Below are 24,690 nucleotides of genomic sequence, written 5' to 3' on the forward strand. Positions count from 1 at the left end.
CAATTACAGACCTTTGATGTTCTCAGCTTCTAACTCGTTGAAGTATTTCAGCGTCTTCACTTTCAGTTCCATGGTGGACGGCTCGTCGCACACAATAACTGATTTCGGGTGCAGCTGGAGACAGCTGATAGTCCACATGTGGTTAACGTTGCCTTCAACGGCCGCCTGGAGTGCCTGCGCTTTCACGCCGCCCAGCACCAGAATCATCACTTCTTCGGCATCCAGCAGGGTGCCCACGCCAACGGTCAGGGCGTATTTTGGAACCTGGTTAACATCGCCGTCAAAGAAGCGTGAGTTTGCCACGCGAGTGTCATGGGTCAGGGTTTTAATACGCGTACGGGAAGCCAGAGATGATGCTGGTTCGTTAAACGCGATATGCCCATCGTTACCCACGCCACCCATGAACAGGTGGATTTTACCGTATGCGCGGATTTTTTCTTCGTACTGACGGCATTCCGCATCAATATCAGGCGCGTTTCCATTCAACAGGTTAATATTTTCAGCAGGGATATCAACGTGATCAAAGAAGTTGCGGTGCATGAAGCTGTGATAGCTCTCAGGATGTTCCTTTGGCAGGCCAACATATTCATCCATGTTGAAGGTCACAACATGTTTGAAGCTAACCTGGCCCGCTTTGTGCATTTCAACCAATGCCTTGTATGCAGTCAGCGGTGTGCCGCCAGTCGGAAGACCAAGAACGAAAGGACGATCGGCGGTCGGTTTGAACGCATTAATGCGGTTAACGATATGACGAGCGGCCCATTTACCGACTTGTTCAGCTGTTGCCAGGGGAATCAGTCTCATTGTTCACCTCTAGAGTTAAAGTAAAAAAGTGGGCGGATGGTTATCGAACCTGAACTAAGAGTAACCTGGAACCTGTCAGGCTGGATGAATCCGTCTTGATTTTTTGAATGATAAAATAAGTTTTCACTGTTAGCCAGTGAAAGGGAGGGTTAATAACGATATTTGGTGACAAAAATCACAAAAAATACGTGTTTAATTTGCGATACGAATTAATTTTTCACACACTCAGAATGCCAGTGAATCATCAACCGTATGTATAGGTTAGTGACACAATAAAAACACAGCTGAGAACGTGCCTTAAACGGGGTCTCATAGGGGGAAGAAAGTGAGTATTCTAGGTTATTTACAAAAGGTTGGCCGCGCGCTTATGGTGCCGGTTGCCACGCTGCCTGCCGCAGCGATATTAATGGGTATCGGTTACTGGATTGACCCGGTAAGTTGGGGCGGCGATAACGCTCTGGCAGCACTGTTTATTAAATCGGGCTCCGCCATTATCGATCACATGTCAGTCCTGTTCGCGATTGGTGTGGCTTATGGTATGTCCAAAGATAAAGACGGTGCAGCTGCGCTGACCGGCTTTGTCGGTTTCCTGGTGTTAACCACCCTCTGCTCCCCGGCAGCGGTATCCATGATTCAGAAAATCCCTCTGGATCAGGTTCCTGCCGCATTCGGGAAAATTGAAAACCAGTTCGTGGGTATCCTCGTCGGTATCATCTCTGCGGAACTGTACAACCGCTTTAGCGGCGTTGAGCTGCCAAAAGCGCTGTCCTTCTTCAGCGGACGCCGTCTGGTACCGATTCTGACCTCCTTCCTGATGATTGCTGTCGCATTCATCATGATGTACATCTGGCCGGTTATCTTTGACGGTCTGGTGAACTTCGGTGAGCACATTCAGAAACTGGGTTCTGTCGGTGCGGGCGTGTATGCGTTCTTCAACCGTCTGTTGATCCCGGTTGGTCTGCACCACGCGCTGAACTCCGTATTCTGGTTTGACGTTGCCGGTATTAACGATATTCCTAACTTCCTGGGTGGCGCACAGTCCATCGAAGCAGGTAAAGCGGTTGTGGGTATCACCGGTCGTTACCAGGCGGGCTTCTTCCCAATCATGATGTTCGGCCTGCCGGGTGCAGCGCTGGCTATCTACCACTGCGCGCGTCCAGAGAACAAAGCGAAAGTGCTGGGTATCATGATGGCGGGTGCGTTCGCAGCCTTCTTCACCGGTATCACCGAGCCGCTGGAATTCTCCTTCATGTTCGTGGCACCAGTACTGTATGTGATCCACGCCGTGCTGACCGGTATCTCTGTGTTCATCGCCGCAAGTATGCAGTGGATTGCCGGTTTCGGCTTCAGTGCGGGGCTGGTGGATATGGTGCTTTCTTCCCGTAACCCGCTGGCGACCCACTGGTGGATGCTGATCCCACAAGGTCTGGTGTTCTTCGCGATTTACTACGTGGTGTTCCGTTTCACTATCACCAAATTCAACCTGATGACCCCGGGTCGTGAACTGGCTGTTGCCGGTAGCGAAGCGGATGGTCAGGACGTGAATGTGAGCGCGGATAAAGACCAGGACGTTGCAGGCCTGGCGCGTCAGTACATTGCCGCTGTTGGTGGCTCTGACAACCTGACCGGTATCGATGCGTGCATCACCCGTCTGCGTCTGAACGTAAAAGACTCTTCCCTGGTGAACGAAGCGCTGGCAAAACGCCTGGGTGCATCCGGTGTTATCCGTCTGAACAAAACCAGCGTGCAGATTATCGTTGGCTTCGTGGCAGAAAAAATTGCTAACGCCATGAAAACCACCGGGCCGGTAGCGGCAGCAACCTCTGCTCCAGCAGCAGCGGCGCCAGCGGCAGCAAAACCTCAGGCTGTACCAAACGCAACCACCATTGCTGCACTGGTTTCCCCAGTGACCGGTGAAGTGGTTGCCATTGAGCAGGTTCCTGACGAAGCCTTCGCCAGCAAAGCGGTCGGTGACGGTGTGGCGGTGAAACCAACGGAAAAAACCGTGGTATCTCCGGCAGCCGGTACGATTGTGAAGATCTTCAACACTAACCATGCGTTCTGTCTTGAAACCGAAAAAGGCGCGGAAATCGTCGTCCACATGGGCATCGATACCGTAGCGCTGAACGGGAAAGGCTTTACCCGTCTGGTGGAAGAGGGTGCAGAGGTGGTCGCAGGTCAGCCGATTCTGGAAATGGATCTGGATTTCCTGAACGCCAACGCACGCTCCATGATTAGCCCGGTTGTGTGCAGCAACATCGACGACTTCAGCGGCCTGGTGCTTCAGGCGAAAGGTCAGGTGGTTGCAGGTCAGACACCACTGTATGAGATTAAAGGCAAGTAATCGCTCCTGAGTAGAGTCATGCCTTAAGCGGCGGGGGTTATCCTCCGCCGCTTTTTTTTGCAGCATTTGCCCCCATTATTTACGTCCTGGACGTTTTAAAGGGTTGTCACTGCGCCCTGCTTATAAGATCATATGCCGTTATACGTTGTTTACGCTTTGAGGAACCTACGATGAGTGAGGCTGAAGCCCGCCCGAGTAACTTTATTCGTCAGATCATCGATGAAGATCTGGCCAGTGGTAAGCACACCACAATTCATACCCGTTTTCCGCCGGAGCCGAACGGCTACCTGCATATTGGTCATGCAAAATCCATCTGCCTGAACTTTGGCATTGCGCAAGACTATAAAGGGCAGTGCAACCTGCGTTTCGATGACACCAACCCAGTAAAAGAAGACATCGAATACGTTGAGTCCATCAAGAACGACGTGCAATGGCTGGGCTTCAACTGGTCTGGCGATATCTGCTACTCCTCTGACTATTTCGATCAGCTGTTTGCTTACGCAGTAGAGCTTATCAATAAAGGTCTGGCGTATGTCGACGAGCTTTCTGCCGACGAAATCCGTGAATACCGCGGCTCGCTGACCGCGCCGGGTAAAAACAGCCCGTACCGCGATCGCAGCGTAGAAGAGAACCTGGCGCTGTTTGAAAAAATGCGTGCCGGTGGTTTTGAAGAAGGCAAAGCCTGTCTGCGTGCCAAAATCGATATGGCGTCACCGTTTATCGTGATGCGCGATCCGGTGCTGTACCGCATTAAGTTCGCGGAACACCATCAGACCGGCAACAAGTGGTGCATCTACCCGATGTACGATTTCACCCACTGCATCAGCGATGCGCTGGAAGGGATCACCCACTCTCTGTGTACGCTGGAGTTCCAGGACAACCGTCGTCTGTACGACTGGGTGCTGGATAACATCACCATTCCTGTGCATCCACGTCAGTACGAGTTCTCTCGTCTGAATCTGGAATACACCGTGATGTCCAAGCGTAAGCTGAACCTGCTGGTCACTGACAAGCACGTTGAAGGCTGGGATGACCCACGTATGCCGACCATCTCTGGCCTGCGTCGTCGTGGCTATACCTCTGCCTCTATCCGTGAGTTCTGCAAGCGTATTGGCGTGACCAAGCAGGATAACACCATTGAGATCGCCTCTCTGGAATCCTGCATCCGTGAAGATCTGAACGAAAACGCACCACGTGCAATGGCTGTTATCGATCCGGTTAAACTGGTTATCGAAAACTACCCGCAGGGTGAGAGCGAGCTGGTGTCCATGCCTAACCATCCGAGCAAGCCGGAAATGGGCAGCCGCGACGTGCCGTTCAGCGCTGATATCTGGATCGACCGTGCTGACTTCCGCGAAGAAGCTAACAAGCAGTACAAGCGTCTGGTGCTGGGTAAAGAGGTGCGTCTGCGTAACGCGTACGTGATCAAAGCCGAGCGCGTAGAGAAAGATGCAGAAGGCAATATCACTACTATCTTCTGTACCTATGATGCAGAGACTCTGAGCAAAGATCCGGCTGATGGCCGTAAAGTGAAAGGCGTTATCCACTGGGTGAGCGCAGCACACGCGCTGCCGGTTGAGATCCGCCTGTACGACCGTCTGTTCAGCGTACCTAATCCAGGTGCTGCGGATGACTTCCTGGCAACCATCAACCAGGAATCTCTGGTTATCAAGCAGGGCTTTGCTGAACCTTCACTGAAAGACGCTGAAATCAGTAAAGCGTACCAGTTTGAGCGTGAAGGTTACTTCTGCCTGGACAGCCGTTACAGCACCGCAGAAAAACCGGTATTTAACCGTACTGTGGGTCTGCGTGATACCTGGGCTAAAGTCGGCGAATAATAACGCTTGCCTGGTCAATGAGAAACAAACGCCGCTTATTGCGGCGTTTTTTTTATTTAATGATCATGCCATTAACGCCATGGCGAAAGAAATATCGCTAAATAAGGAGGTCAATGAGCTGCTACTTATTTTCCTCAAAAAAAGTTTGAGGATTTACGGAAAGGCAGAACCGGTGGAAATAAACGCAAGCCTCTCTAATTAGCCTCTGAATTTAATAGCTTTCCCGCGTGAAATCTCGCTTCGCGAGAAATGTTACAAATCACTACCAATTATGTGCACTTCGTCATAATCCTGACTTTTGCCCGCTAAAAAGCATTGATAATTCGCGTCGCGAAAAATACCCTAAAGACGGTAGTTAATTCGAGGGTATTTCTAACTACCCCTGACCATTTGGTCTTTTATATTTTTCGCCGTATTAGGCGTTTTAATTCGTCAAAGAGGAATAATCTATGCGTACGTTCAGTGGCAAACGTAGTGCGCTGGCGCTGGCTATTGCCGGTGTGACAGCAATGTCGGGCCTGGTTGTCGCTCCAGAAGCTAAGGCGGCAGGTTTCATCGATGATTCTACTCTCACGGGCGGTATCTATTACTGGCAGCGTGAACGTGACCGTAAAGACGTCACCGAAGACAAATACAAAACTAACCTTTCTCACTCCACCTGGAACGCCAACCTGGATTTCCAGTCTGGTTATGCCGCCGATATGTTCGGTCTGGATATTGCGGCATTCACCGCAATTGAAATGGCAGAAAATGGCGACAGCGGCCACCCGAACGAAATTGCATTCTCTTCCAGCAACAAAGCATATAAAGAAGACTGGTCAGGGGATAAGAGCGGAGTCAGCCTTTATAAAGCGGCTGCGAAATTCAAATATGGCCCGGTATGGGCACGTGCAGGTTATATTCAGCCAACCGGACAAACGCTGTTAGCGCCGCACTGGAGCTTTATGCCTGGTACTTATCAGGGTGCAGAAGCTGGCGCGAATTTTGACTACGGCGACGCGGGCGCACTGAGCTTCTCGTATATGTGGACCAACGAGTATAAAGCGCCATGGCATATCGAGATGGATAAGTTTTACCAGAACGATAAAAAAACCAAAGTTGATTATCTTCACTCGCTGGGTGCGAAGTACGATTTCAAAAACGACCTGGTTCTTGAAGCCGCATTTGGTCAGGCTGAAGGCTATATCGACCAGTATTTTGCCAAAGCAAGCTACAAGTTTGATATTGCAGGCAGTCCGTTGAGCACCAGCTATCAGTTCTACGGTACGCGCGACAAAGCCAGCAGCGGTACGGTAAATGATATTTACGACGGCACGGCGTGGTTGCAGGCGTTAACCTTCGGCTACAAAGTGGGCCAGGTCGATTTACGTCTTGAAGGGACATGGGTGAAGGCCGAAGGCCAGCAGGGTTACTTCCTGCAACGTATGACCCCAACGTACGCCTCTTCAAACGGTCGTCTGGATATCTGGTGGGATAACCGTTCAGACTTCAACGCCGATGGCGAAAAAGCCGTCTTCTTCGGTGCCATGTATGACCTGAAAAACTGGAATCTGCCAGGCTGGGCGGTGGGGGCTTCCTACGCTTACGCATGGGATGCAAAACCAGGCGATATGGCCACACCAGATGCGTATTACGACCCGAACTATCGCCTGAAAGAGTCCTCTTACAGCCTGGATGCGATCTACACCCTTCAGGATGGTCGCGCGAAAGGCACGATGTTCAAACTGCACTTCACTCAGTACGACAACCACTCCGATATCCCAAGCTACGCGGGCGGTTACGGCAACATCTTCCAGGATGAACGTGACGTGAAATTCATGGTTATTGCCCCGTTCACAATCTTCTGATGAGCAGACCGGCGGGTTAAGTCCCGCCGGAATGGAGACTGAAAATGATGAAAAAAATCATAATCGTCGCGATGCTGGCATCGGGGCTGGTGGCTTGTGCACAAACTCAGGCACCAAAAGAGGACTCACGTCTGAAAGAAGCATACAGCGCCTGTATTAATACCGCTGAAGGCTCGCCAGAGAAAATCGAAGCCTGCCAGAGCGTGCTTAATGTGCTGAAGAAGGAGAAGGCGCATGAGCAGTTCGCAACTCAGGAAAACGTCCGCGTGATGGATTACCAGGCCTGTATCCAGGCGCGTAAAACCGGAAACGATCAGGAAGTGGCAAAACGTTGCGACCAGATCTGGAAAGAAATTCGCAGTAACAACGCAAACTGATGATACGCCATCATGCCCGTTAGGGGATGAGAGCAATGCAGGCCCGGTGTGCTTAGAGCCACCGGGCTTTTTTTATGCCAGATTACAGGCAAAAAAAAGCCAACCTTTCGGCTGGCTCAGAGTATGAAAAAAGGTACTTACTTCGCGTCGTGCGCGTGATCATTTTCGCGGCAATCGCCTTCCGCACAGTGGCCGTACAGATACAGGCTGTGGTTGGTCAGACGGATGCCATGACGAGCCGCGATTTCACGCTGGCGCGCTTCGATAGAGTCGTCACTAAATTCAATGACCTTGCCACAGTCGAGGCAGATCAGGTGATCGTGGTGGTGCTGCTGGGTCAGTTCGAAAACAGATTTACCGCCTTCGAAGTTATGACGGGTAACAATGCCCGCGTCATCAAACTGGTTCAGCACGCGATAAACGGTTGCCAGCCCAATTTCTTCACCCATGTCGATAAGACGCTTGTAAAGGTCTTCCGCACTGACATGGTGATTGTCTGGCCCCTGAAGCACTTCAAGGATTTTTAACCGAGGAAGCGTAACTTTCAGGCCAGCCTTCTTTAATGCGGTATTGTTGTCAGTCATGCGGAATCTGTCCTGTTGCTAAACGATTCACTTCTAAGGAAGAAGTGACAGAGAATGCACTTGGGATAATGCGTTTCATTATAGAACTGCCATGTCTAAATGAAAACTGCAAGTCTCAAGCAAAGTATGCATATAAAAACGTGGTATCACCAACAAACTTGTTCGATGGCACCCACGTTTTACCAGGGGGATATTGTACAGGTCTGAACGAAAAAGTTAAAAGTTTGTAGCAATTAATTTAATCGGTTTGACCCGTTACGCGGGCGCAACCGGAGTTGCGCCGCTTGTCATCAGGCGTTAAGAATGTCGTCCAGGTTCAACTCTTCGCGGACCTGTTTAACCCATTTTTCAACGCGTTCTGCGGTCAGCTCAGGCTGGCGGTCTTCATCGATGGCCAGTCCCACAAAGTGATCGTCGTCGGCAAGCCCCTTAGAGGCTTCGAAATGGTAACCCGCGGTTGGCCAGTGACCCACGATAGCCGCGCCGCGTGGTTCGATGATGTCGCGGATGGTGCCCAGCGCATCACAGAAGTATTCTGCGTAGTCTTCCTGATCGCCACAACCGAACAGCGCAACCAGCTTACCGTTGAAATCAACTTCTTCCAGAGTCGGGAAGAAATCGTCCCAGTCGCACTGTGCTTCGCCGTAGTACCAGGTTGGAATACCCAGCAGCAGGATGTCATATCCTTCGAGATCTTCTTTGCTGCTCTTGGCAATGTCATGCACATCGGCAACGTCTTTACCGAGCTGTTTTTGAATGTTTTTTGCGATATTTTCGGTATTGCCGGTATCACTGCCGAAGAAAATGCCGATGATTGCCATGAGTAAAATAACCTCTTGAAACTTAATGGTATGGTGGCGCAATTTGTCCACGGATAAGGGCAATAATAGCAGAACAGACAACCCTGCGGAAACAGCTATCACGCAGGACTGCACTCTGTGCTACATGAAAAGGGTGAGAAAGGGAGTTTTCTGACTTATGCCTTGCTGTGCAATTTTTCGAGTTGCGCGATCAACATCTCTTCAATCAGCTCGCTGCGGCTGATATCACGGGCGCTGGCAAGCTCGTTGAGTGCATCAACGGCATCGGCGTTGAGTTTCAGTTCGACACGCTTAAGCCCACGATTTTTATCGCGTTTAAGCTGGTTGCGTTTATTAATACGCAGCTGTTCATCGCGCGAAAGCGGATTTGTCTTGGGTCGTCCCGGGCGACGCTCATTCGCGAACAGATCTATTGTCGTGCGGTCCGTTTGTTCTTTGGCCATGATTTTGAGACTTCGGGGGAAAACAAGCCGCCCTGCTATTGCCCGGGCGATAAGCGCGCCATCATACATCACCCACATCGGCACGCCAACGACTGGAAGCCTGCTGGCTTCCAGTCGCTGTCTTTTTAATCAATTCGCAGTATCAGAGAGATAGCGGCGGATTGCACGAAGCACCGCTTCTGGTTTTTCAGCGTGAACCCAGTGCCCGGCTCCGGCGATAACATGAGCGCGCGCTTCGGGGAACTGCCTGATCAATTCATCACGGCAGGCTTCGGTGACATACGGCGAATTGCCGCCGCGCACAAACAGGGTAGGGTGTGGCCAGGCCGGAACCGGCTGCCAGCCAACGATTTCTGAATATTGATCCCACAGCACCGGCACGTTGAAGCGCCACTGGCCGTCGACAAACGATTTCAGCAGAAACTGCACCACGCCTTCTTCATTAAGATGTTCGCGCATGATGGCCGCGGCCTGCTGGCGGGTGGAAACACCGGCATCGGTCACCGCATTGATAGCGGCAAAAATCTCATCGTGGCGACGCACGTCATAATCCACGGGCGCAACGTCAATCACCACCAGGCCGTTAATGCGCTCCGGCGCAAGTGCGGTCAGAGCCATAACGGCTTTGCCTCCCATTGAATGCCCGATCAGCGTCACCTTTTCGAGGTGATTGGCATCCAGCGTATCCAGAAGATCCTGCGCCATTGCGGCGTACGTCATTTCTGGCGAGCGCCCGGAAAGGCCGTGGTTACGCATATCCACCTGCAAAATATCGTGATCGGTAACCAGATCCCGAGCCAGCACACCCAGGTTATCCAGGCTGCCAAAAAGGCCGTGAACCAGTACGATGGGAGAATTATTGTTCGGCGATTGTGCAGATTGCGCTCGGGTATTCAATTTCATGGCAAAGTTCTTTTTTTACGTATGTCAGGTTAGGGTATCATGTTGACCATTCTGCCGCCCGGCTGCAAGGATCCAGTTTAATCTGACTTTTGCTGCCAACCTGGCTTGACGCTATCCGCTGTTGGGATTTGACCTTATAATCCCAACGACTTGTATTCAGATAAGATATCGCACTGGATTAAGATGAAAACAATCGAAGTTGATGACGAACTCTATCAGTATATCGCCAGCCAAACGCGGCATATCGGGGAGAGCGCGTCCGACATTTTACGGCGTATGCTTAAAATTTCCGCCGCCTCACAGCCTGTCACTCCTGTCGCGAAAGATGTCGTGTCTCAGCCGAGCGTTGCGGTGCAAGCCAAACCCGCCATGACACCTGCGAAAGACAAAGTTCGTGCGATGCGCGAACTGCTGCTGTCTGATGAGTATGCAGAACAGAAGAAAGCGGTTAACCGCTTTATGCTGGTGCTGTCTACACTCTACTCACTGGATAACAAAGCGTTTGCTGAAGCGACCGAGTCGCTGCATGGTCGTACTCGCGTCTATTTTGCGGGCGACGAGCAGACGCTGTTGCAAAATGGCAATCAAACCAAACCCAAACACGTGGCTGGTACCCCGTATTGGGTGATCACCAATACCAACACCGGGCGCAAGTGCAGCATGGTCGAACACATCATGCAGTCCATGCAGTTCCCGGCGGAATTGATTGAAAAGGTTTGCGGTACAATTTAACCCTTGCATAAGAAGGACCAGGCAATGGCAAATCACAGCCGTGCAGGCCAACCTGCACAACAAAGCGATTTGATTAACGTCGCCCAACTGACCGCTCAGTACTATGTGCTGAAGCCGGTGGTAGGCAACGCGGAACACGCAGTGAAGTTTGGTACATCTGGCCACCGCGGTAGCGCGGGGCGCCACAGCTTTAACGAACCGCATATTCTGGCCATTGCCCAGGCCATCGCGGAAGAGCGCGCTAAAAATGGCGTTACTGGTCCGTGCTATGTAGGGAAAGATACCCACGCCTTGTCTGAGCCTGCATTTATTTCCGTACTGGAAGTACTGGCCGCCAATGGCGTAGACGTCATTGTGCAGGAAAACAACGGCTTTACCCCAACGCCGGCGGTGTCCAACGCGATTCTGGTGCACAACAAAAAAGGTGGTGCGCTGGCTGACGGTATCGTTATTACGCCATCCCACAACCCACCGGAAGACGGTGGTATCAAATACAACCCACCTAACGGCGGCCCGGCTGATACCAACGTCACCAAAGTGGTGGAAGATCGTGCTAACGCCCTGCTGGCGGATGGCCTGAAAGGTGTGAAACGCATTTCTCTGGATGCCGCGATGGCGTCTGGTCATGTGAAAGAGCAGGATCTGGTGCAGGCGTTTGTTGAAGGGCTGGCGGATATCGTCGATATGGCGGCTATCCAGAAAGCGGGCCTGAAACTGGGTGTGGATCCGCTTGGCGGCTCCGGTATCGAATACTGGAAACGTATCGCAGAACATTACAAGCTGGATCTGACCATCGTAAACGATCACGTCGATCAGACCTTCCGCTTTATGCATCTGGATAAAGACGGCGCTATCCGTATGGATTGCTCCTCTGAATGCGCAATGGCTGGCCTGCTGGCGCTGCGCGACAAATTCGACCTGGCGTTTGCTAACGACCCGGATTATGACCGTCACGGTATCGTCACCCCGGCAGGGCTGATGAACCCGAACCACTATCTGGCGGTAGCGATCAACTATCTGTTCCAGCACCGTCCACAGTGGGGCAACGATGTTGCCGTGGGTAAAACGCTGGTGTCCTCTGCGATGATTGACCGTGTGGTTGACGCGCTGGGCCGCAAGCTGGTGGAAGTGCCGGTTGGCTTCAAATGGTTTGTTGATGGCTTGCATGACGGCAGCTTCGGCTTTGGCGGCGAAGAGAGCGCGGGCGCATCCTTCCTGCGTTTTGACGGTACGCCATGGTCCACCGACAAAGACGGCATCATTATGTGTCTGCTGGCGGCAGAGATTACTGCCGTAACCGGGAAAAACCCGCAGGAGCACTACAATGAGCTGGCTGCACGTTTTGGTGCGCCAAGCTACAACCGTATTCAGGCTTCTGCGACCTCTGCGCAGAAAGCCGCACTGTCTAAACTGTCCCCGGAAATGGTGAGCGCTAACACGCTGGCCGGAGACCCTATCACGGCACGCCTGACGGCAGCGCCGGGTAACGGTGCCTCTATTGGCGGTCTGAAAGTGATGACCGACAACGGCTGGTTCGCCGCGCGTCCTTCCGGTACGGAAGATGCGTACAAAATCTATTGTGAAAGTTTCCTCGGCGACGAACACCGTAAGCTGATTGAGAAAGAAGCGGTGGAGATTGTCAGCGAAGTGCTGAAAAACGCGTAAATGCTAATCTGGTGCGGACTGATGCCCTCACCCCGGCCCTCTCCCACAGGGAGAGGGTGAAAACATTAAAAACGGCAACCCTTGGGTTGCCGTTTTGCTTTTCCTAACTGTGTTTATTCTTCAATTCAAACCGCGGTGAGACTAAACCATACAGAGTCCAGCCCATAAAGGTCACCATCGCGCCATAAAGCATCGCTTCCTGGCCGGACGAATAGAGCGCATAGAAGCTGTAAATCGCCCCAATCAGCGCCACGATGTTGGCCACTCTGGCTTTGCCCGGATCGACTTTCGCTACCTTCTGAATAATCACCAGTGCCGCCATCGACAGGATGTACGGAATGATGTTCGTGACTACCGCCAGGTTTACCAGCACGTTGAACTGGCTGTTCAGCGACGGGCTGATGGTCATCAGCGACAAACCACTCTGGAAGATAACAATCGCTAACATGCCCTGCACCGGCGCATCTGCTTTCGTCACGCGGGAGAAGATTTTCGGGAAATAACCTTCGTCTGCGGATGATTTAAACACCTGTGCAATAGTGAACTGCCAGCCGAGCAGTGAGCCACAGCAGGACATCACCATCAGCCCCATGATCACTTTCCCGACGGTTGGGGTAAACATCTGCGCAAAGGCCAGCCCGAACGGCGCGGTGGAGTTGGCGAGATCCATGTTAGGCACAATCCCGGCAATCACGTTGGTTGAAACGATGTAGATAACAGCCGCGCCCAGCGTACCGCCCAGTACGGCAATCGGGACGTTCTTTTCCGGGTTTTCCACAACTTCGGCATTCGCGCAGGCGGATTCCAGACCGAGGAATGCCCATAGCGTCATGGCGATAGATGACCCCACCGCAGTAAAGAATGGTACATTGTGCGGGTTCCAGGAGTTGGCATACAGCGTAGGGCTAAACCAGAACCAGCCGATGATGCACAATCCCACCACCGGGATGATCACCCCCCAGACGGTGATACTGCTGATCTGCCCGGTGATGCGGGCACCACCGAAGTTCGCAATGGTACAGATCCACAACACACAAATAGTGGCGATACCGATTTGTACCGGACTGAGCGTGGCACCGAACAGTTCTGTACCGTAACCGACAGCCGAAATGGCAATCGCCACGTTGGCAATCAGCAACGACACACCGTAGGTATAGTTGGCCATAAAGTTGCCCGACTTGCCGAAGGCATACTCCGCATAGCCACCCATGCCGCCTGATTTACGGCTGAACATCCCGCACTTGGCAAAGGCCCACGCCAGCGCCATTGAGCCAACGGCGGTCACCAGCCAGGAGATAATCGAGATCGTACCGACTTCTGCGAGCTTGGTAGGCAGCATGATAATTCCCGACCCCATCATGTTTACCATGGTGAGGATGGTCAGCTGCACCACGCCCATCTTGTTAGACTTACTCATAATTTTTCTCCTTTCAGCAGCGAAGGCTGAGCGGCAGGTTGCTTGATGACGTTACATCGAACGTGTTTGCGGCCGTCACACTCTTCCACGTACACGCCCTGAAGCTCTGGCGCAAAGCCTGGCAACAGGTTGATCCCTTCTTCCAGCGCGGCAAAGTAGCGCAGCACTGCACCGCCCCAGACTTCGCCCGGCACAACGCACAGCACGCCTGGTGGGTAAGGGAGAGCACCTTCGGCGGCAATACGGCCTTCGGCATCGCGCAGGGACACCAGCTCCACCTCACCGCGCAGGTAGGCATAGTTGGCGTCCTGGGGTGACATCATCACGCGCGGGAAATGAGACTTACGGAACATCTCTTTTTGCAGCTGTTTCACGTTATTACGTGCGTACAGGTCGTGCATTTCCTGGCAAATCTGCCGCAGGGAATAGTCGGCGTAGCGTTCCGGGTATTGCTTACAAATCGACGGCAGCACCTCTTTTAACGGCGCATCGGTCTGGAGCAGTTTTTCGAAGCGCACCAGCTGAGCCACAAGCTGCTGCAATTTGCCCATATCCTCTGCCGGGGTCAGCAGGAACAGGATGGAGTTCAGGTCGCATTTTTCCGGAACAATGCCGTTTTCGCGCAGGAAGTTCGCAAGAATGGTCGCCGGGACGCCGAAATCCTCGTACTCACCGGTACGGGCGTTGATGCCCGGTGTGGTCAGCAGCAGTTTGCAGGGGTCGATAAAGTACTGATGCTCGGCATAACCTTCAAAGGCGTGCCAGTTCTCGCCGGGGACAAAGTGGAAGAAGCGCAGGTCAGTGGCGATTTCTGCCGTATCCCAGCTCTCCCACGGGCGACCATCGACGGTTTCCGGCACGAACGGACGAAGGAACTGGCAGTTTTGCAGAATAAGTTTGCGTGCTTCGATACCCGTGACCACGCAATCCATCCACATGTTGCGACCGCTCTGACCCTCATGCATTCGGGCATTGATATCGAGTGCGGCAAACAGCGGATAGAACGGGCTGGTGGAGGCGTGCATCATAAAGGCGTTGTTGAGCCGCTTATGAGGCACATAGCGCTGCTGGCCTTTGATGTGACTGTCTTTTTTGTGGATCTGCGAGGTTTGCGAGAAGCCAGCCTGCTGTTTATGCACCGACTGGGTCACCAGAATGCCCGGATCGTTTTCGTTCAGCTCCAGCAGCAGCGGCGAGCAGTCGGCCATCATCGGGATAAATTGCTCGTAGCCCACCCACGCAGAGTCAAACAGGATGTAATCACACAGGTGGCCAATGTTATCCACCACCTGACGGGCGTTATAAATGGTGCCATCGTAAGTACCAAGCTGGATCACCGCCAGCCGGAACGGGCGCTGGTCACGGGCACGGCCCGGGGCGACTTCGGCGACCAGCTCGCGAAGATAGCTTTCTTCGAAGCAGTGCGCGTCAATCCCGCCAATAAAACCGTACGGGTTACGTGCTGTTTCCAGATAAACCGGTGTTGCTCCGGCCTGTAACAGCGCTCCGTGGTGGTTGGATTTATGGTTATTACGATCGAACAGCACCAGATCGCCAGGCGTCAGCAGGGCGTTTAAGACCACTTTGTTTGATGATGACGTGCCGTTCAGTACGAAGTAAGTCTTATCGGCATTAAACACTTTTGCGGCATGTTGCTGGGCAATACACGGGGCACCTTCGTGGATCAGCAAATCGCCCATGGCCACATCTGCGTTGCACAGATCCGAACGGAACAGCGTTTCGCCAAAGAAATCAACAAACTGATTTCCGGCAGGATGACGGCGGAAGAACTGGCCACCCTGATGCCCCGGGCAGTCAAACGCGCTGTTACCCTGTTTGACGTAGTCTACCAGGGCGCGGAAGAACGGTGGGCGTAGCTGGGTTTCGTACTTCTGGGCTGCGGTTTCAAGCTGGCGGCCATAGAAATCATTGCTGGTGTCAGAGTATTCAAAAACACCCTGAATACGTGGCAAATATTCTGCCGGAACAATTTCTTCTTTATGTGTGGCAATAAAAATGGGGATCCCAAATCCCGTTGCTTCTATTTCTTCTATAGCACCACTGGAAATATCGCTGATGGCCAAAACTACGGCAGCAACATCAATATAATCAGAAGCACTCACATCCACCATTTCGCGCGTGGTGGTAAAGCAATCAGGACATGAACGGCTGGCAGCAATTTTTAAATTTTTCATCTTTATCTCTTTATTTTAGGCAATAGGAGGCCTTCGATTCTTTGCAATGAAAAAATCGACAATTTACCGGAATAAAAAGCAAAGCCTGACCTCTGATAAAAAAATCAGTTAATTGCTTTTTACAGAATTAAATCCAGTCCGTCCGGCTACGGAAGAGCCTGGATCAAGAGAAATGAGCGCACGTGTTCACAGGCAGTTGCCTGTAAAATAAAGTTTTTCAGAATGACCTGTAAGCAGATGCGCCAGAAGTCGAAGGACTACCGGGCATTAAAGAGATGAAAGTCGAAGCAGTTACGGTGGGCAAACATCATAATATGAGTTGTCCGCCTTATATGGGGCATTAAACGATTGTTGTTTTCCATGTGTATTTTCCTTTCAGTAATTGAAAGCATGGTCATTTTATCCAGGAAAAGGCGGTAAACCGTGAAGGAGATCAACAATAATCGATCAGATCAGAAATAAATATTCTGATTTACTGAATAATGCAGATCAAAATGCTGTTTTGTATGTTTAATGTTAACACTATGTTTTTGTATTGTTTTTATTAACGAGAAATAAGCCGTAAATAACGGCTTTGTTATTTTTTAATATAAATTCAGGAGGGTGTTAAGATTAAATAAAATTAAAATGAATAACTATTCAGATCATGAACCGATAACCGATACCGGTTTCAGTTAATAAATGACGAGGACGCGCGGGGTCGACTTCGAGTTTCTGGCGAAGGTGTCCCATATATATGCGTAAATAGTGACTATGCTCGACAGCATTGGGTCCCCAGACCTGATTTAACAGCTGACGCTGGGTGAGGACCTTACCGTGGTTGTTGAGCAAAACAGCGAGCAGGCGAAACTCAATCGGGGTGAGGTGGATTTCTTCTTCACCGCGCTGAATGCGCCGCGACGCTAAATCAACCTGAATGTCAGAAAAGGTATACACCGGCTCTGAAGGGGTGGTGGCGCTGTGTCGGCGCAGCGCCACGCGAAGCCGGGCCTGAAGTTCGCCAATCCCAAAGGGCTTAATCAGATAGTCGTCAGCCCCGGCATCGAGTGCCGCGATTTTATCTGTCTCTTCGGTACGGGCCGAGAGCACCAGAATGGGCATCTGACTCCACTGGCGCACTTCGCGGATGAAATCGATGCCATCGCCATCCGGTAGCCCCAGATCGAGAATGACCAGGTCCGGCTTACGGGTTGCGGCTTCGATAAGGCCACGCTGGAGCGTCCCCGCGTCATGAACGCGCAGGCCGTCTCCTTCCAGCGCGGCGCGCAGAAAACGGCTAATCGCGAGTTCATCTTCAACAATCAGGACGTTAATCACAAATCCTCTGGTAATTCATCAAGTTCTGGCGGGGGATCAAGAGGAAGTGTAACACAGAAATGCGCGCCACCTTCCGGGCGGTTCGCCGCCGAAATGGTTCCTCCATGCACATCAATGATAGCCTGGCAAATCGCCAGCCCAAGCCCGACTCCCGGAATGGCTGATTCCTTATTCCCGCGCGCGAATTTCTCAAAAATAGCGTGCTCCTGCCCGGCAGGAATGCCTGGCCCGGTGTCCCAGACGTCGAGCTGCAAGGTATGTTCCTCTACCGTTGCGTTAATGCCAATACGCGCTTTCTGCCCCGCATATTTAGCGGCATTTTCCAGCAGGTTGATCAGCACGCGTTCGAACAGCGGGCCATCAACGTGGATCAGCGTCAGCGGCTCTGGCAGGTTCAGCTCAATATGCCGACCGCCCATTCCCGGCTCGAGCATTTTTAAGGCGCTGCCGACCACTTCCTCAAGCGTCAGCCACTCTTTTTTGAGGTTAAAACCGCCGGACTGAATGCGTGCCATATCCAGTAAGTTATTCACCAGCCGGGTGGTATTGAGCACATGCTGGCGTATTTCGCTGGCCTGCATGGCGTGGCTGGAGCCTTCTGCCGCCAGGTCAAGCGTCAGGATCTCTGACTGACCAAACAGCACGGTGAGCGGGGTACGCAGGTCGTGCGACAGCGCCGCCAGCAGGGAGTTACGAATGCTCTCGCGCTCGCTGGCAAGCCTTGCCTGCTCTTCGCTGGCGGTGAGCGCCAGACGTTCAAGTGCGCTGGCGACCAGCAGGGTAAATGTCTCCAGCAGACGCTGTTGCTCAGGGATCATCAGCTGGCGCAGGTTGGTGGGTTCGACAATCACCAGCCCCTGATTTTTGTCGGCACTGCGCAGCGGCAGGATCTGGTAAGGTACGCCTGGCAGCGTATCGGTCCCGGCACCGGCGGGTAAACCTTTGTCAAAACTCCAGCGGGCAATGGCTTCATCCCAGGGAGTCATGCCGGTGGCTGACGTCAGTGGACGCAACACGCCATGTTCGTCAGGTAATAAAATCAGGTTGCTGGCATGAAACGTGGAGCGAATAAACTGCTCGCTGGTCTGGACGATATCCAGCGGCGTGCGGCCCACTGCCAGGGATTTGGACATCTCGTACAGATGGCGCGTACGCTGTTCGCGATAGCGGGCAATCCGCGCCTGATAGCGAACGCCTGCGGTCAGATTCCCGATAACCAGCCCCACGGTAAGCATCACACCAAACGTCAGGATGTACTGCACATCCGACACCGCAAGTGTCCCGCGCGGGGCAATAAAGAACAGATCGAAGCTCACCACGTTGATAACCGTCGCCAGTACCGACGGCCAGCGGCCGAAGAAAAGCGCCACCACTACCACACCCAGCAGGTAAATCATCACCAGGTTAGCGGCGTCAAAGGCGAGCAGCCACTGGCTGGCAATCAGGGTTATCAAGGCGCAAAGTACGACAGCCACAAGGCAGCCGCGGATCTGAATACGCCATTTATCACTAAACGCCCGGGCATCCGGCAGGCGGCCAGGCAGGGGAGAAGGTTTGTCATCAAGCGCTACAATCACCAGGTCCAGATCCGGTGCGCGTCGGGCCAGCTTATCGGCAAAGGATTCGCGGCTAAACCAGCGGCGATGCTGACGTCGACCAATCACGATTTTGCCGAGATTGTGTTCGCGTGCGTAGCGCAGAATGGCTTTATCTTCTAATGGGTCGGAAAGGGTGGCAGTTTCAGCGCCAAGCTCCTGGGCCAGCCGGAGCGAGCTCAGGATCGCCCGGCGCTGGTTTTCCGGCAGAGCATGAAGACGAGGGGTTTCGACATACACCGCGTGCCAGACGCTACCAAATTTTGCCGCCAGCCGGGCGGCTGTACGGATAAGTTTTTCATTGCCGCTGCCGTGATCGATGCACAGCAGAATGGCATCCCGCGTGTGCCAGACGCGCTCTTGTCCTTGCAGGTCACGCCAGGCGCGCATCTGATCGTCAACGCGGTCTGCCGTGCGGCGCAGGGCCAGCTCGCGCAGGGCAATCAGGTTGCCTTTGCGAAAAAAATGTTCGATAGCGCGTTCGGCCTGGCCTGAGATATACACCTTACCTTCGTGCAGACGCTGGCGCAGATCGTCAGGAGGAAGGTCAACCAGCACCACCTCATCGGCAGAGTCGAAGAACGGATCCGGCACGGTTTCCCGCACCTGAATACCGGTGACACCACTGACCACGTCGTTCAGGCTCTCCAAATGCTGAACATTCACCGTCGTAAAAACGTCGATGCCCGCTTCCAGAAGCTCCTCGACGTCCTGCCAGCGCTTAGGGTGACGTGAGCCTGGCGCATTGCTGTGCGCCAGCTCGTCCATCAGGATAAGCGCCGGGCGGCGGGCGAGGGCTGCATCCAGATCGAACTCAGTGACCAGACGTCCACGGTGGCTGATGCGGCGTGCCGGCTGCGTGGCAAGCCCGGTCAGCAGCGCTGCCGTCTCTTTGCGCCCGTGCGTTTCGACGACGCCGATAAGAATATCGAGCCCTTGCGCCCGTAGCCGCTGTGCTTCCGTGAGCATGGCAAAGGTTTTCCCGACCCCCGCACAGGCGCCGAAAAAGATTTTCAGTTTGCCGCGATGGGCTTCAGCGGTCTGTTCGAGCAGCCTGTCCGGATCCGGGCGAATGGGCTCGTCGGTCATTTAGTTTTTCCTTAGCGCGTCCAGCGCCAGATTCAGCTCAACAATGTTCACGACTGGCATCCCGATGAAACTGACCAGCGGTTTTTGCGTATGTTCGGCCACCAGCTGGCTTACCTGTTCTGTGGTCAACTGGCGGGCGGCAGCCACGCGCGGAATTTGCCATGCGACTGATTCCGGGGTCAGGCTGTAGTCCAGCCCGCTGGCAGATGCCGTCACCAGCTCGACTGGCACCTCGCGGCTGGCCTGCGGATTGGCTGCACGCAGGGCGGCAACGCGTTCAGCGACCGCATGGTCCAGGTCCGGGTTGCTGCCGGCCAGATTACTGCCGCCGGAAGCCATTGGATTATACGGGCTTTCAGCCGTGGCGGAAGGGCGGCCCTGGAAGTAGCGGGCATCCGTAAAGTTCTGACCAATCAGGCGTGAACCACGGGTTTCGCCATCCTGCATAATCAGCGAGCCGTTCGCCTGATCGGTAAACCACCACTGGCCCAGCGCGGTGGTTACCAGCGGGTAAAGCCCGCCGGTAACCAGCGATAACAGAATAAACAGAAGTATAGCGGGGCGTAACATTGTCATTTGATTCACCTTTTAAACCAGCCCGAACAGGGTCAACAGCATGTCGATAACCTTGATGCCAACGAAAGGAACGACCAGCCCACCGAGCCCGTAAATCCACAGATTACGGCGCAGCATGGCGGCGGCGGTCAGTGGCTTGTAGCTCACGCCCTTTAGCGCCAGCGGGATCAGGAAGACGATGATCAGGGCGTTAAAAATCACCGCGCTCAGAATGGCCGACGCCGGGGAGTGCAGATGCATGACGTTTAGCGCGTTCAGTTGCGGATAGGTTGCCGCGAACGCCGCCGGGATAATGGCAAAATACTTCGCCACATCGTTGGCAATACTGAAGGTGGTGAGCGAACCACGGGTCATCAGCATCTGTTTACCGATGTGAACGACCTCAATCAGTTTGGTCGGGTTAGAGTCGAGGTCGACCATGTTTCCCGCCTCTTTCGCCGCCTGTGTCCCGGAGTTCATTGCCACCGCGACATCGGCCTGCGCCAGTGCTGGCGCATCGTTGGTGCCGTCACCGGTCATCGCCACCAGGCGGCCTTCAGCCTGATACTGGCGGATCAGCGCCAGTTTGGCTTCCGGCGTAGCTTCTGACAGGAAATCATCCACGCCCGCTTCTGCTGCGATGGCGGCAGCAGTAAGACGGTTATCCCCGGTGATCATCACCGTTTTGATCCCCATCTTGCGTAACTGGGCGAAACGCTCTTTGATCCCGCCTTTAACGATATCTTTCAGCGCAATAACGCCCAGCACATGCGAACCCTCTGCCACAACCAGTGGGGTGGCACCCTGACGGGCAACGCTTTCGACCAGTTTGTCCACTTCTGGCGGGAAATGGCCGTTGTTAGCTTCGATGTGGCGACGAATGGCGTCAACGGAGCCTTTGCGGATCATCCGGTCCTGGATGTTAATCCCGCTCATACGAGTCTGGGCGGTGAACGGCACAAAGGTGGCATGAAGACTCTGCACATCGCGCTGACGCAGGTTAAAACGCTGCTTAGCCAGAATCACGATGCTACGGCCTTCCGGTGTTTCATCGGCCAGCGACGAAAGCTGCGCAGCGTCAGCCAGCGTTTTTTCATCCACGCCGGGCGCGGGTAAGAAATCCGACGCCTGACGGTTACCGAGGGTGATGGTCCCGGTTTTATCCAGCAGCAGAACGTCCACATCACCCGCGGCTTCAACGGCACGTCCGCTGGTGGCAATCACGTTCGCACCCAGCATCCGGCTCATGCCCGCCACACCAATGGCTGAAAGCAGCCCGCCGATGGTGGTCGGGATCAGGCAGACCAGCAGGGCAACCAGCACAGTGATACTGACAGCCGTACCACCGTAGGCGGAAAATGGCCACAGGGTGGCGGTTGCCAGCAGGAAGACAATGGTCAGGGCAACCAGCAGAATGGTCAGGGCGATTTCGTTTGGCGTTTTACGACGCTGCGCGCCTTCGACCATGGCGATCATCCGGTCGAGGAAGGTTTCACCCGGGTTAACGCTGCACTGGATAACCAGCCAGTCAGAGAGAATACGCGTACCGCCCGTGACGGAGGCAAAGTCGCCGCCGGACTCGCGGATAACCGGGGCGGATTCCCCGGTAATGGCGCTTTCGTCGACCGATGCCCCCCCTTCGATGACTTCGCCATCGCAGGGGATGATATCCCCGGCTTCGACCAGCACCACATCGCCTTTACGCAGCTCATCCGCCGGGACGTGATCCATCTGTGCGCCATATTTTGGCTCACGCAATTTGCGGGCAAACGCGGTCTTTTTTACCCCTTTCAGGCTGTTAGCCTGCGCTTTACTGCGGCCTTCCGCCAGGGCTTCGGCAAAGTTGGCAAACAACACGGTGAACCACAGCCAGAGGCTGATTGCCGCGGTAAACAGCGCGTTTCCCACCAGATGACCGGTTCCCATCGCTACCGCCAGTGCCGTGGTGAGCAGGCTGCCAACCCAGACGATAAACATCACCGGGTTATGCCACTGAACGCGCGGGCTCAACTTTTTCACCGCATCCATTAGCGCCTGGCGAACTAAAGACGGTTCAAGCAGGGCCAGTTGTTTACGACTCATGACAAATTCTCCGCAAAATCAGCGTAAAGAGAGATATTCCGCGACCGGGCCTAACGCGAGGGCGGGGATAAAGGTCAGGGCACCGACCAGCAACACAGTGCCAATCAGCAGTCCAGTGAACAGCGCACCGTGGGTCGGTAATGTACCGCTGGTGGTTGGTTGGATTTTTTTACTCACCAGCGAACCGGCAATAGCCAGCACGGGGACGATGACGCCAAAACGGCCGACAAACATGCAAAACGCCAGCAGACAGTTCCAGAACGGGGAGTTGGCGCTCAGACCCGCAAAGGCGCTACCGTTGTTGTTGGCTGCAGACGAGACGGCGTAAAGCACTTCGCTAAAACCGTGAATGCCCGGGTTGAAGATGCCGCTGCGTCCCGCTTCGGTCATCAGCGCCAGCGCAGTGCCAAGCAGCACCAGTGCCGGAGTGACCAGGATAGCCAGCGCCGTGAGCTTCATTTCGCGCACGTCGATTTTTTTACCCAGGTATTCCGGGGTGCGGCCAATCATCAGCCCGGCGATAAATACCGCCAGCAGAACAAACAGCAACATGCCATACAGCCCGGAACCTACGCCGCCAAACACCACTTCACCAATTTGCATCAGCCAGAGTGGGATCATGCCGCCCAGTGCCGTAAAGGAGTCGTGCATCGCATTGACTGCACCGCATGAAGCCGCCGTGGTGACAACCGCGTAAAGGCTACTCGCCAGGATGCCAAAGCGGCTCTCTTTCCCTTCCATATTGATGTTGCTGCTGGCACCCAGTTGCATGAAGTGGCTGTTGCCATTCCATTCGGCCCACATCACCAGCGCTGCGCAAACCACGAAGATCAGGGACATCGCCCAGAGCAGGGTACGGCCCTGGCGGCGATCGTTAACCACATCGCCAAACGCAAAGCACAGCGCGGCAGGGATCAGGAAGATCGCCAGCATTTGTACGCAGTTTGTCAGCGCGGTTGGGTTCTCAAACGGATGAGACGAGTTGGCATTGAAGAACCCGCCCCCGTTGGTACCGAGCATTTTTATGGCCTCTTGCGAGGCAACTGGCCCCATTGGCAGAAGCTGTTTGGCCCCTTCAAGCGAGGTATAGCTTGTGTAGGGAAGCAGGTTTTGCAGCGTGCCTTGCTGAATAAAGAACAGGGCCATGATGAGGGAGATCGGGAGCAGCACCCACAGGGTGATACGTGTCAAATCGACCCAGGCGTTACCCAGCGTACCGACATTCTGGCGCGCAAAGGCTCGTGTCAGGGCGAAGATCACCGCAATCCCGCTGGCCGCAGAAAGGAAGTTCTGCACCGTTAGGCCGGCCATCTGGCTGAAGTAGCTCAGGGTGGTTTCACCGGCATAGGACTGCCAGTTGGTATTACTGACGAAGCTGACCGCCGTGTTCAACGCCAGATGCCAGGACAGGCCCGGCAGCTGTTGCGGATTCAGCGGCAGAATGCCCTGAAGCATCAACATCGCGAACAGCGCAAACAGGCCGACAATGTTGAGCAGCAGGATGGCCATCAGATACTGGCACCAGTTCATCTCCAGGTCGCGTATTCCCAGTACGCGCCAGATCCCTTTTTCAACACTGCCAACAACGGGCAGTGCCACGTTGTTTATCATGCGCGCAAGCAGGGTTCCCAGTGGCCTTGCAAGCAGGAACAGCACCAGTAAAAAGCTGGCAATAAGCAAAAACGCCTGAGCAGCCATCAGAATGCCTCCGCATTAATCAGGGAATAAACCAGATAACCCAATAACAGGAAAACCAGCACGATGCCGGCAATCAGACCTGCACTCACAATCCACCTCCGGGTGACATTTGTATTTGTGCTAAAGGTAGGATTTACGGCGCAAAGATTTCGCAAAAATCAGGAGGAGGGGTGTAAAAAAAGTATAAAAATGAAAAGGCCACAATTTAACTAATGGTAAGTATCTTGTTAACTTCTCTGTAACTTAGTTACGAGTTGAATGTAAATATTTGCCAAATGAATGAAAATAAGTGGTCGGATGAGTAGTAAAATTACAATCAAGACGGTATTATTTTAGCCAGATCACAGATTTTGAATTTTTCGGATGACGTTTCCGGCCAACTAT

General features: G+C 53.6%; 20 protein-coding genes. 6 read left to right on the top strand and 14 right to left on the bottom strand.

Translation table 11 applies throughout. The features are described from left to right. Nucleotides 1-3: 3 nt before the first annotated feature. Nucleotides 4-804 (bottom strand): glucosamine-6-phosphate deaminase, encoded by an 801-nt coding sequence (nagB, locus tag F3J30_RS12075; protein ID WP_014069347.1) that lies wholly within the window; start codon nt 802-804, stop codon nt 4-6. A 325-nt stretch (nt 805-1,129) separates the two neighbouring features. Here nagB and nagE point away from each other — a divergent pair, with 325 nt between their 5' ends. The 4 genes from nagE (at nt 1,130) to chiQ (ending at nt 7,210) form a co-directional block, all read left to right on the top strand. Then, nucleotides 1,130-3,148: an N-acetylglucosamine-specific PTS transporter subunit IIBC gene (nagE, locus tag F3J30_RS12080; RefSeq protein WP_166717396.1), complete on the top strand. Its 2,019-nt coding sequence runs from the start codon at nt 1,130-1,132 to the stop codon at nt 3,146-3,148. A 170-nt stretch (nt 3,149-3,318) separates the two neighbouring features. Continuing rightward, nucleotides 3,319-4,986 (top strand): glutamine--tRNA ligase, encoded by a 1,668-nt coding sequence (gene glnS, locus F3J30_RS12085; RefSeq protein ID WP_014069349.1) that lies wholly within the window; start codon nt 3,319-3,321, stop codon nt 4,984-4,986. Nucleotides 4,987-5,435: 449 nt separating this feature from the next. Further along, entirely contained in the window at nt 5,436-6,833 is a 1,398-nt protein-coding gene (chiP, locus tag F3J30_RS12090; protein WP_014069350.1) for a chitoporin, read from the top strand. Between the two features lie 47 nt (nt 6,834-6,880). Further along, entirely contained in the window at nt 6,881-7,210 is a 330-nt protein-coding gene (gene chiQ / locus F3J30_RS12095; protein ID WP_166717477.1) for a ChiQ/YbfN family lipoprotein, read from the top strand. Between the two features lie 137 nt (nt 7,211-7,347). Here chiQ and fur read toward each other — a convergent pair whose 3' ends face one another. The 4 genes from fur to ybfF all read right to left on the bottom strand — a co-directional run bounded on the left by fur (nt 7,348) and on the right by ybfF (nt 9,961). Beyond that, nucleotides 7,348-7,794 carry a ferric iron uptake transcriptional regulator gene (fur, locus tag F3J30_RS12100; RefSeq protein ID WP_014069352.1) on the bottom strand — a complete coding sequence of 149 codons (447 nt, stop codon included), beginning with the start codon at nt 7,792-7,794 and terminating at the stop codon, nt 7,348-7,350. Nucleotides 7,795-8,084: 290 nt separating this feature from the next. Beyond that, nucleotides 8,085-8,615, bottom strand: a complete 531-nt coding sequence (fldA, locus tag F3J30_RS12110) for a flavodoxin FldA (protein WP_003858653.1) — start codon at nt 8,613-8,615, stop codon at nt 8,085-8,087. Between the two features lie 155 nt (nt 8,616-8,770). Beyond that, on the bottom strand, nt 8,771-9,058 hold the full coding sequence (ybfE, locus tag F3J30_RS12115; RefSeq protein WP_041162017.1) for a LexA regulated protein: 288 nt from the start codon (nt 9,056-9,058) through the stop codon (nt 8,771-8,773). A 129-nt stretch (nt 9,059-9,187) separates the two neighbouring features. Then, nucleotides 9,188-9,961 carry an esterase gene (ybfF, locus tag F3J30_RS12120; protein ID WP_166717397.1) on the bottom strand — a complete coding sequence of 258 codons (774 nt, stop codon included), beginning with the start codon at nt 9,959-9,961 and terminating at the stop codon, nt 9,188-9,190. A 183-nt stretch (nt 9,962-10,144) separates the two neighbouring features. On the opposite strand from ybfF, the gene seqA reads away from it, so the two are divergent. Together seqA and pgm are read left to right on the top strand one after the other, a co-directional pair. Then, nucleotides 10,145-10,693 carry a replication initiation negative regulator SeqA gene (gene seqA, locus F3J30_RS12125; RefSeq protein ID WP_014069356.1) on the top strand — a complete coding sequence of 183 codons (549 nt, stop codon included), beginning with the start codon at nt 10,145-10,147 and terminating at the stop codon, nt 10,691-10,693. Nucleotides 10,694-10,717: 24 nt separating this feature from the next. Further along, nucleotides 10,718-12,358, top strand: coding sequence for a phosphoglucomutase (alpha-D-glucose-1,6-bisphosphate-dependent) (gene pgm, locus F3J30_RS12130; RefSeq protein WP_166717398.1), 1,641 nt, complete (start codon nt 10,718-10,720; stop codon nt 12,356-12,358). Between the two features lie 103 nt (nt 12,359-12,461). Here pgm and potE read toward each other — a convergent pair whose 3' ends face one another. The 9 genes from potE to kdpF form a co-directional block, all read right to left on the bottom strand. Beyond that, nucleotides 12,462-13,775, bottom strand: a complete 1,314-nt coding sequence (gene potE, locus F3J30_RS12135; protein ID WP_014069358.1) for a putrescine-ornithine antiporter — start codon at nt 13,773-13,775, stop codon at nt 12,462-12,464. Next, a complete protein-coding gene (gene speF / locus F3J30_RS12140; RefSeq protein ID WP_166717399.1) occupies nt 13,772-15,970 on the bottom strand; it encodes an ornithine decarboxylase SpeF in 2,199 nt (732 codons plus the stop codon). The genes potE and speF overlap by 4 nt, the downstream gene beginning before the upstream one ends. Nucleotides 15,971-16,227: 257 nt before the next feature. After that, nucleotides 16,228-16,332, bottom strand: a complete 105-nt coding sequence (gene speFL, locus F3J30_RS12145; protein ID WP_003858645.1) for a leader peptide SpeFL — start codon at nt 16,330-16,332, stop codon at nt 16,228-16,230. 277 nt (nt 16,333-16,609) lie between these two features. Continuing rightward, the gene (kdpE, locus tag F3J30_RS12150) at nt 16,610-17,287 is read right to left on the bottom strand and encodes a two-component system response regulator KdpE (protein ID WP_014069360.1); all 678 of its coding nucleotides are present in this window, start codon (nt 17,285-17,287) and stop codon (nt 16,610-16,612) included. After that, nucleotides 17,284-19,971, bottom strand: a complete 2,688-nt coding sequence (gene kdpD / locus F3J30_RS12155; RefSeq protein WP_166717400.1) for a two-component system sensor histidine kinase KdpD — start codon at nt 19,969-19,971, stop codon at nt 17,284-17,286. Before kdpD ends, kdpE begins: the two co-directional genes overlap by 4 nt. Continuing rightward, nucleotides 19,972-20,547: a potassium-transporting ATPase subunit KdpC gene (gene kdpC / locus F3J30_RS12160; protein WP_166717401.1), complete on the bottom strand. Its 576-nt coding sequence runs from the start codon at nt 20,545-20,547 to the stop codon at nt 19,972-19,974. 12 nt (nt 20,548-20,559) lie between these two features. Continuing rightward, nucleotides 20,560-22,608 (bottom strand): potassium-transporting ATPase subunit KdpB, encoded by a 2,049-nt coding sequence (gene kdpB, locus F3J30_RS12165; RefSeq protein WP_014069363.1) that lies wholly within the window; start codon nt 22,606-22,608, stop codon nt 20,560-20,562. Between the two features lie 18 nt (nt 22,609-22,626). After that, the gene (gene kdpA, locus F3J30_RS12170; protein ID WP_166717402.1) at nt 22,627-24,306 is read right to left on the bottom strand and encodes a potassium-transporting ATPase subunit KdpA; all 1,680 of its coding nucleotides are present in this window, start codon (nt 24,304-24,306) and stop codon (nt 22,627-22,629) included. Next, complete coding sequence (gene kdpF / locus F3J30_RS22655) at nt 24,306-24,395, bottom strand: K(+)-transporting ATPase subunit F (RefSeq protein ID WP_166717403.1); 90 nt, start codon at nt 24,393-24,395, stop codon at nt 24,306-24,308. The genes kdpA and kdpF overlap by 1 nt, the downstream gene beginning before the upstream one ends. Nucleotides 24,396-24,690: the final 295 nt, after the last annotated feature.

Origin of the sequence: Enterobacter sp. Tr-810 (assembly GCF_011752765.1) — a bacterium.
GTDB classification, from domain to species: Bacteria; Pseudomonadota; Gammaproteobacteria; order Enterobacterales; family Enterobacteriaceae; genus Enterobacter; species Enterobacter soli.

What these genes read in the sequence shown, in the direction of transcription:
- nagB (WP_014069347.1), bottom strand. Translation starts at nt 804, where the DNA reads ATGAGACTGATTCCCCTGGCAACAGCTGAACAAGTCGGTAAATGGGCC.
- glnS (WP_014069349.1), top strand. Translation starts at nt 3,319, where the DNA reads ATGAGTGAGGCTGAAGCCCGCCCGAGTAACTTTATTCGTCAGATCATC.
- chiP (WP_014069350.1), top strand. Translation starts at nt 5,436, where the DNA reads ATGCGTACGTTCAGTGGCAAACGTAGTGCGCTGGCGCTGGCTATTGCC.
- chiQ (WP_166717477.1), top strand. Translation starts at nt 6,881, where the DNA reads ATGAAAAAAATCATAATCGTCGCGATGCTGGCATCGGGGCTGGTGGCT.
- fur (WP_014069352.1), bottom strand. Translation starts at nt 7,794, where the DNA reads ATGACTGACAACAATACCGCATTAAAGAAGGCTGGCCTGAAAGTTACG.
- fldA (WP_003858653.1), bottom strand. Translation starts at nt 8,615, where the DNA reads ATGGCAATCATCGGCATTTTCTTCGGCAGTGATACCGGCAATACCGAA.
- ybfE (WP_041162017.1), bottom strand. Translation starts at nt 9,058, where the DNA reads ATGGCCAAAGAACAAACGGACCGCACGACAATAGATCTGTTCGCGAAT.
- ybfF (WP_166717397.1), bottom strand. Translation starts at nt 9,961, where the DNA reads ATGAAATTGAATACCCGAGCGCAATCTGCACAATCGCCGAACAATAAT.
- seqA (WP_014069356.1), top strand. Translation starts at nt 10,145, where the DNA reads ATGAAAACAATCGAAGTTGATGACGAACTCTATCAGTATATCGCCAGC.
- pgm (WP_166717398.1), top strand. Translation starts at nt 10,718, where the DNA reads ATGGCAAATCACAGCCGTGCAGGCCAACCTGCACAACAAAGCGATTTG.
- potE (WP_014069358.1), bottom strand. Translation starts at nt 13,775, where the DNA reads ATGAGTAAGTCTAACAAGATGGGCGTGGTGCAGCTGACCATCCTCACC.
- speF (WP_166717399.1), bottom strand. Translation starts at nt 15,970, where the DNA reads ATGAAAAATTTAAAAATTGCTGCCAGCCGTTCATGTCCTGATTGCTTT.
- speFL (WP_003858645.1), bottom strand. Translation starts at nt 16,332, where the DNA reads ATGGAAAACAACAATCGTTTAATGCCCCATATAAGGCGGACAACTCAT.
- kdpD (WP_166717400.1), bottom strand. Translation starts at nt 19,971, where the DNA reads ATGACCGACGAGCCCATTCGCCCGGATCCGGACAGGCTGCTCGAACAG.
- kdpC (WP_166717401.1), bottom strand. Translation starts at nt 20,547, where the DNA reads ATGACAATGTTACGCCCCGCTATACTTCTGTTTATTCTGTTATCGCTG.
- kdpB (WP_014069363.1), bottom strand. Translation starts at nt 22,608, where the DNA reads ATGAGTCGTAAACAACTGGCCCTGCTTGAACCGTCTTTAGTTCGCCAG.
- kdpA (WP_166717402.1), bottom strand. Translation starts at nt 24,306, where the DNA reads ATGGCTGCTCAGGCGTTTTTGCTTATTGCCAGCTTTTTACTGGTGCTG.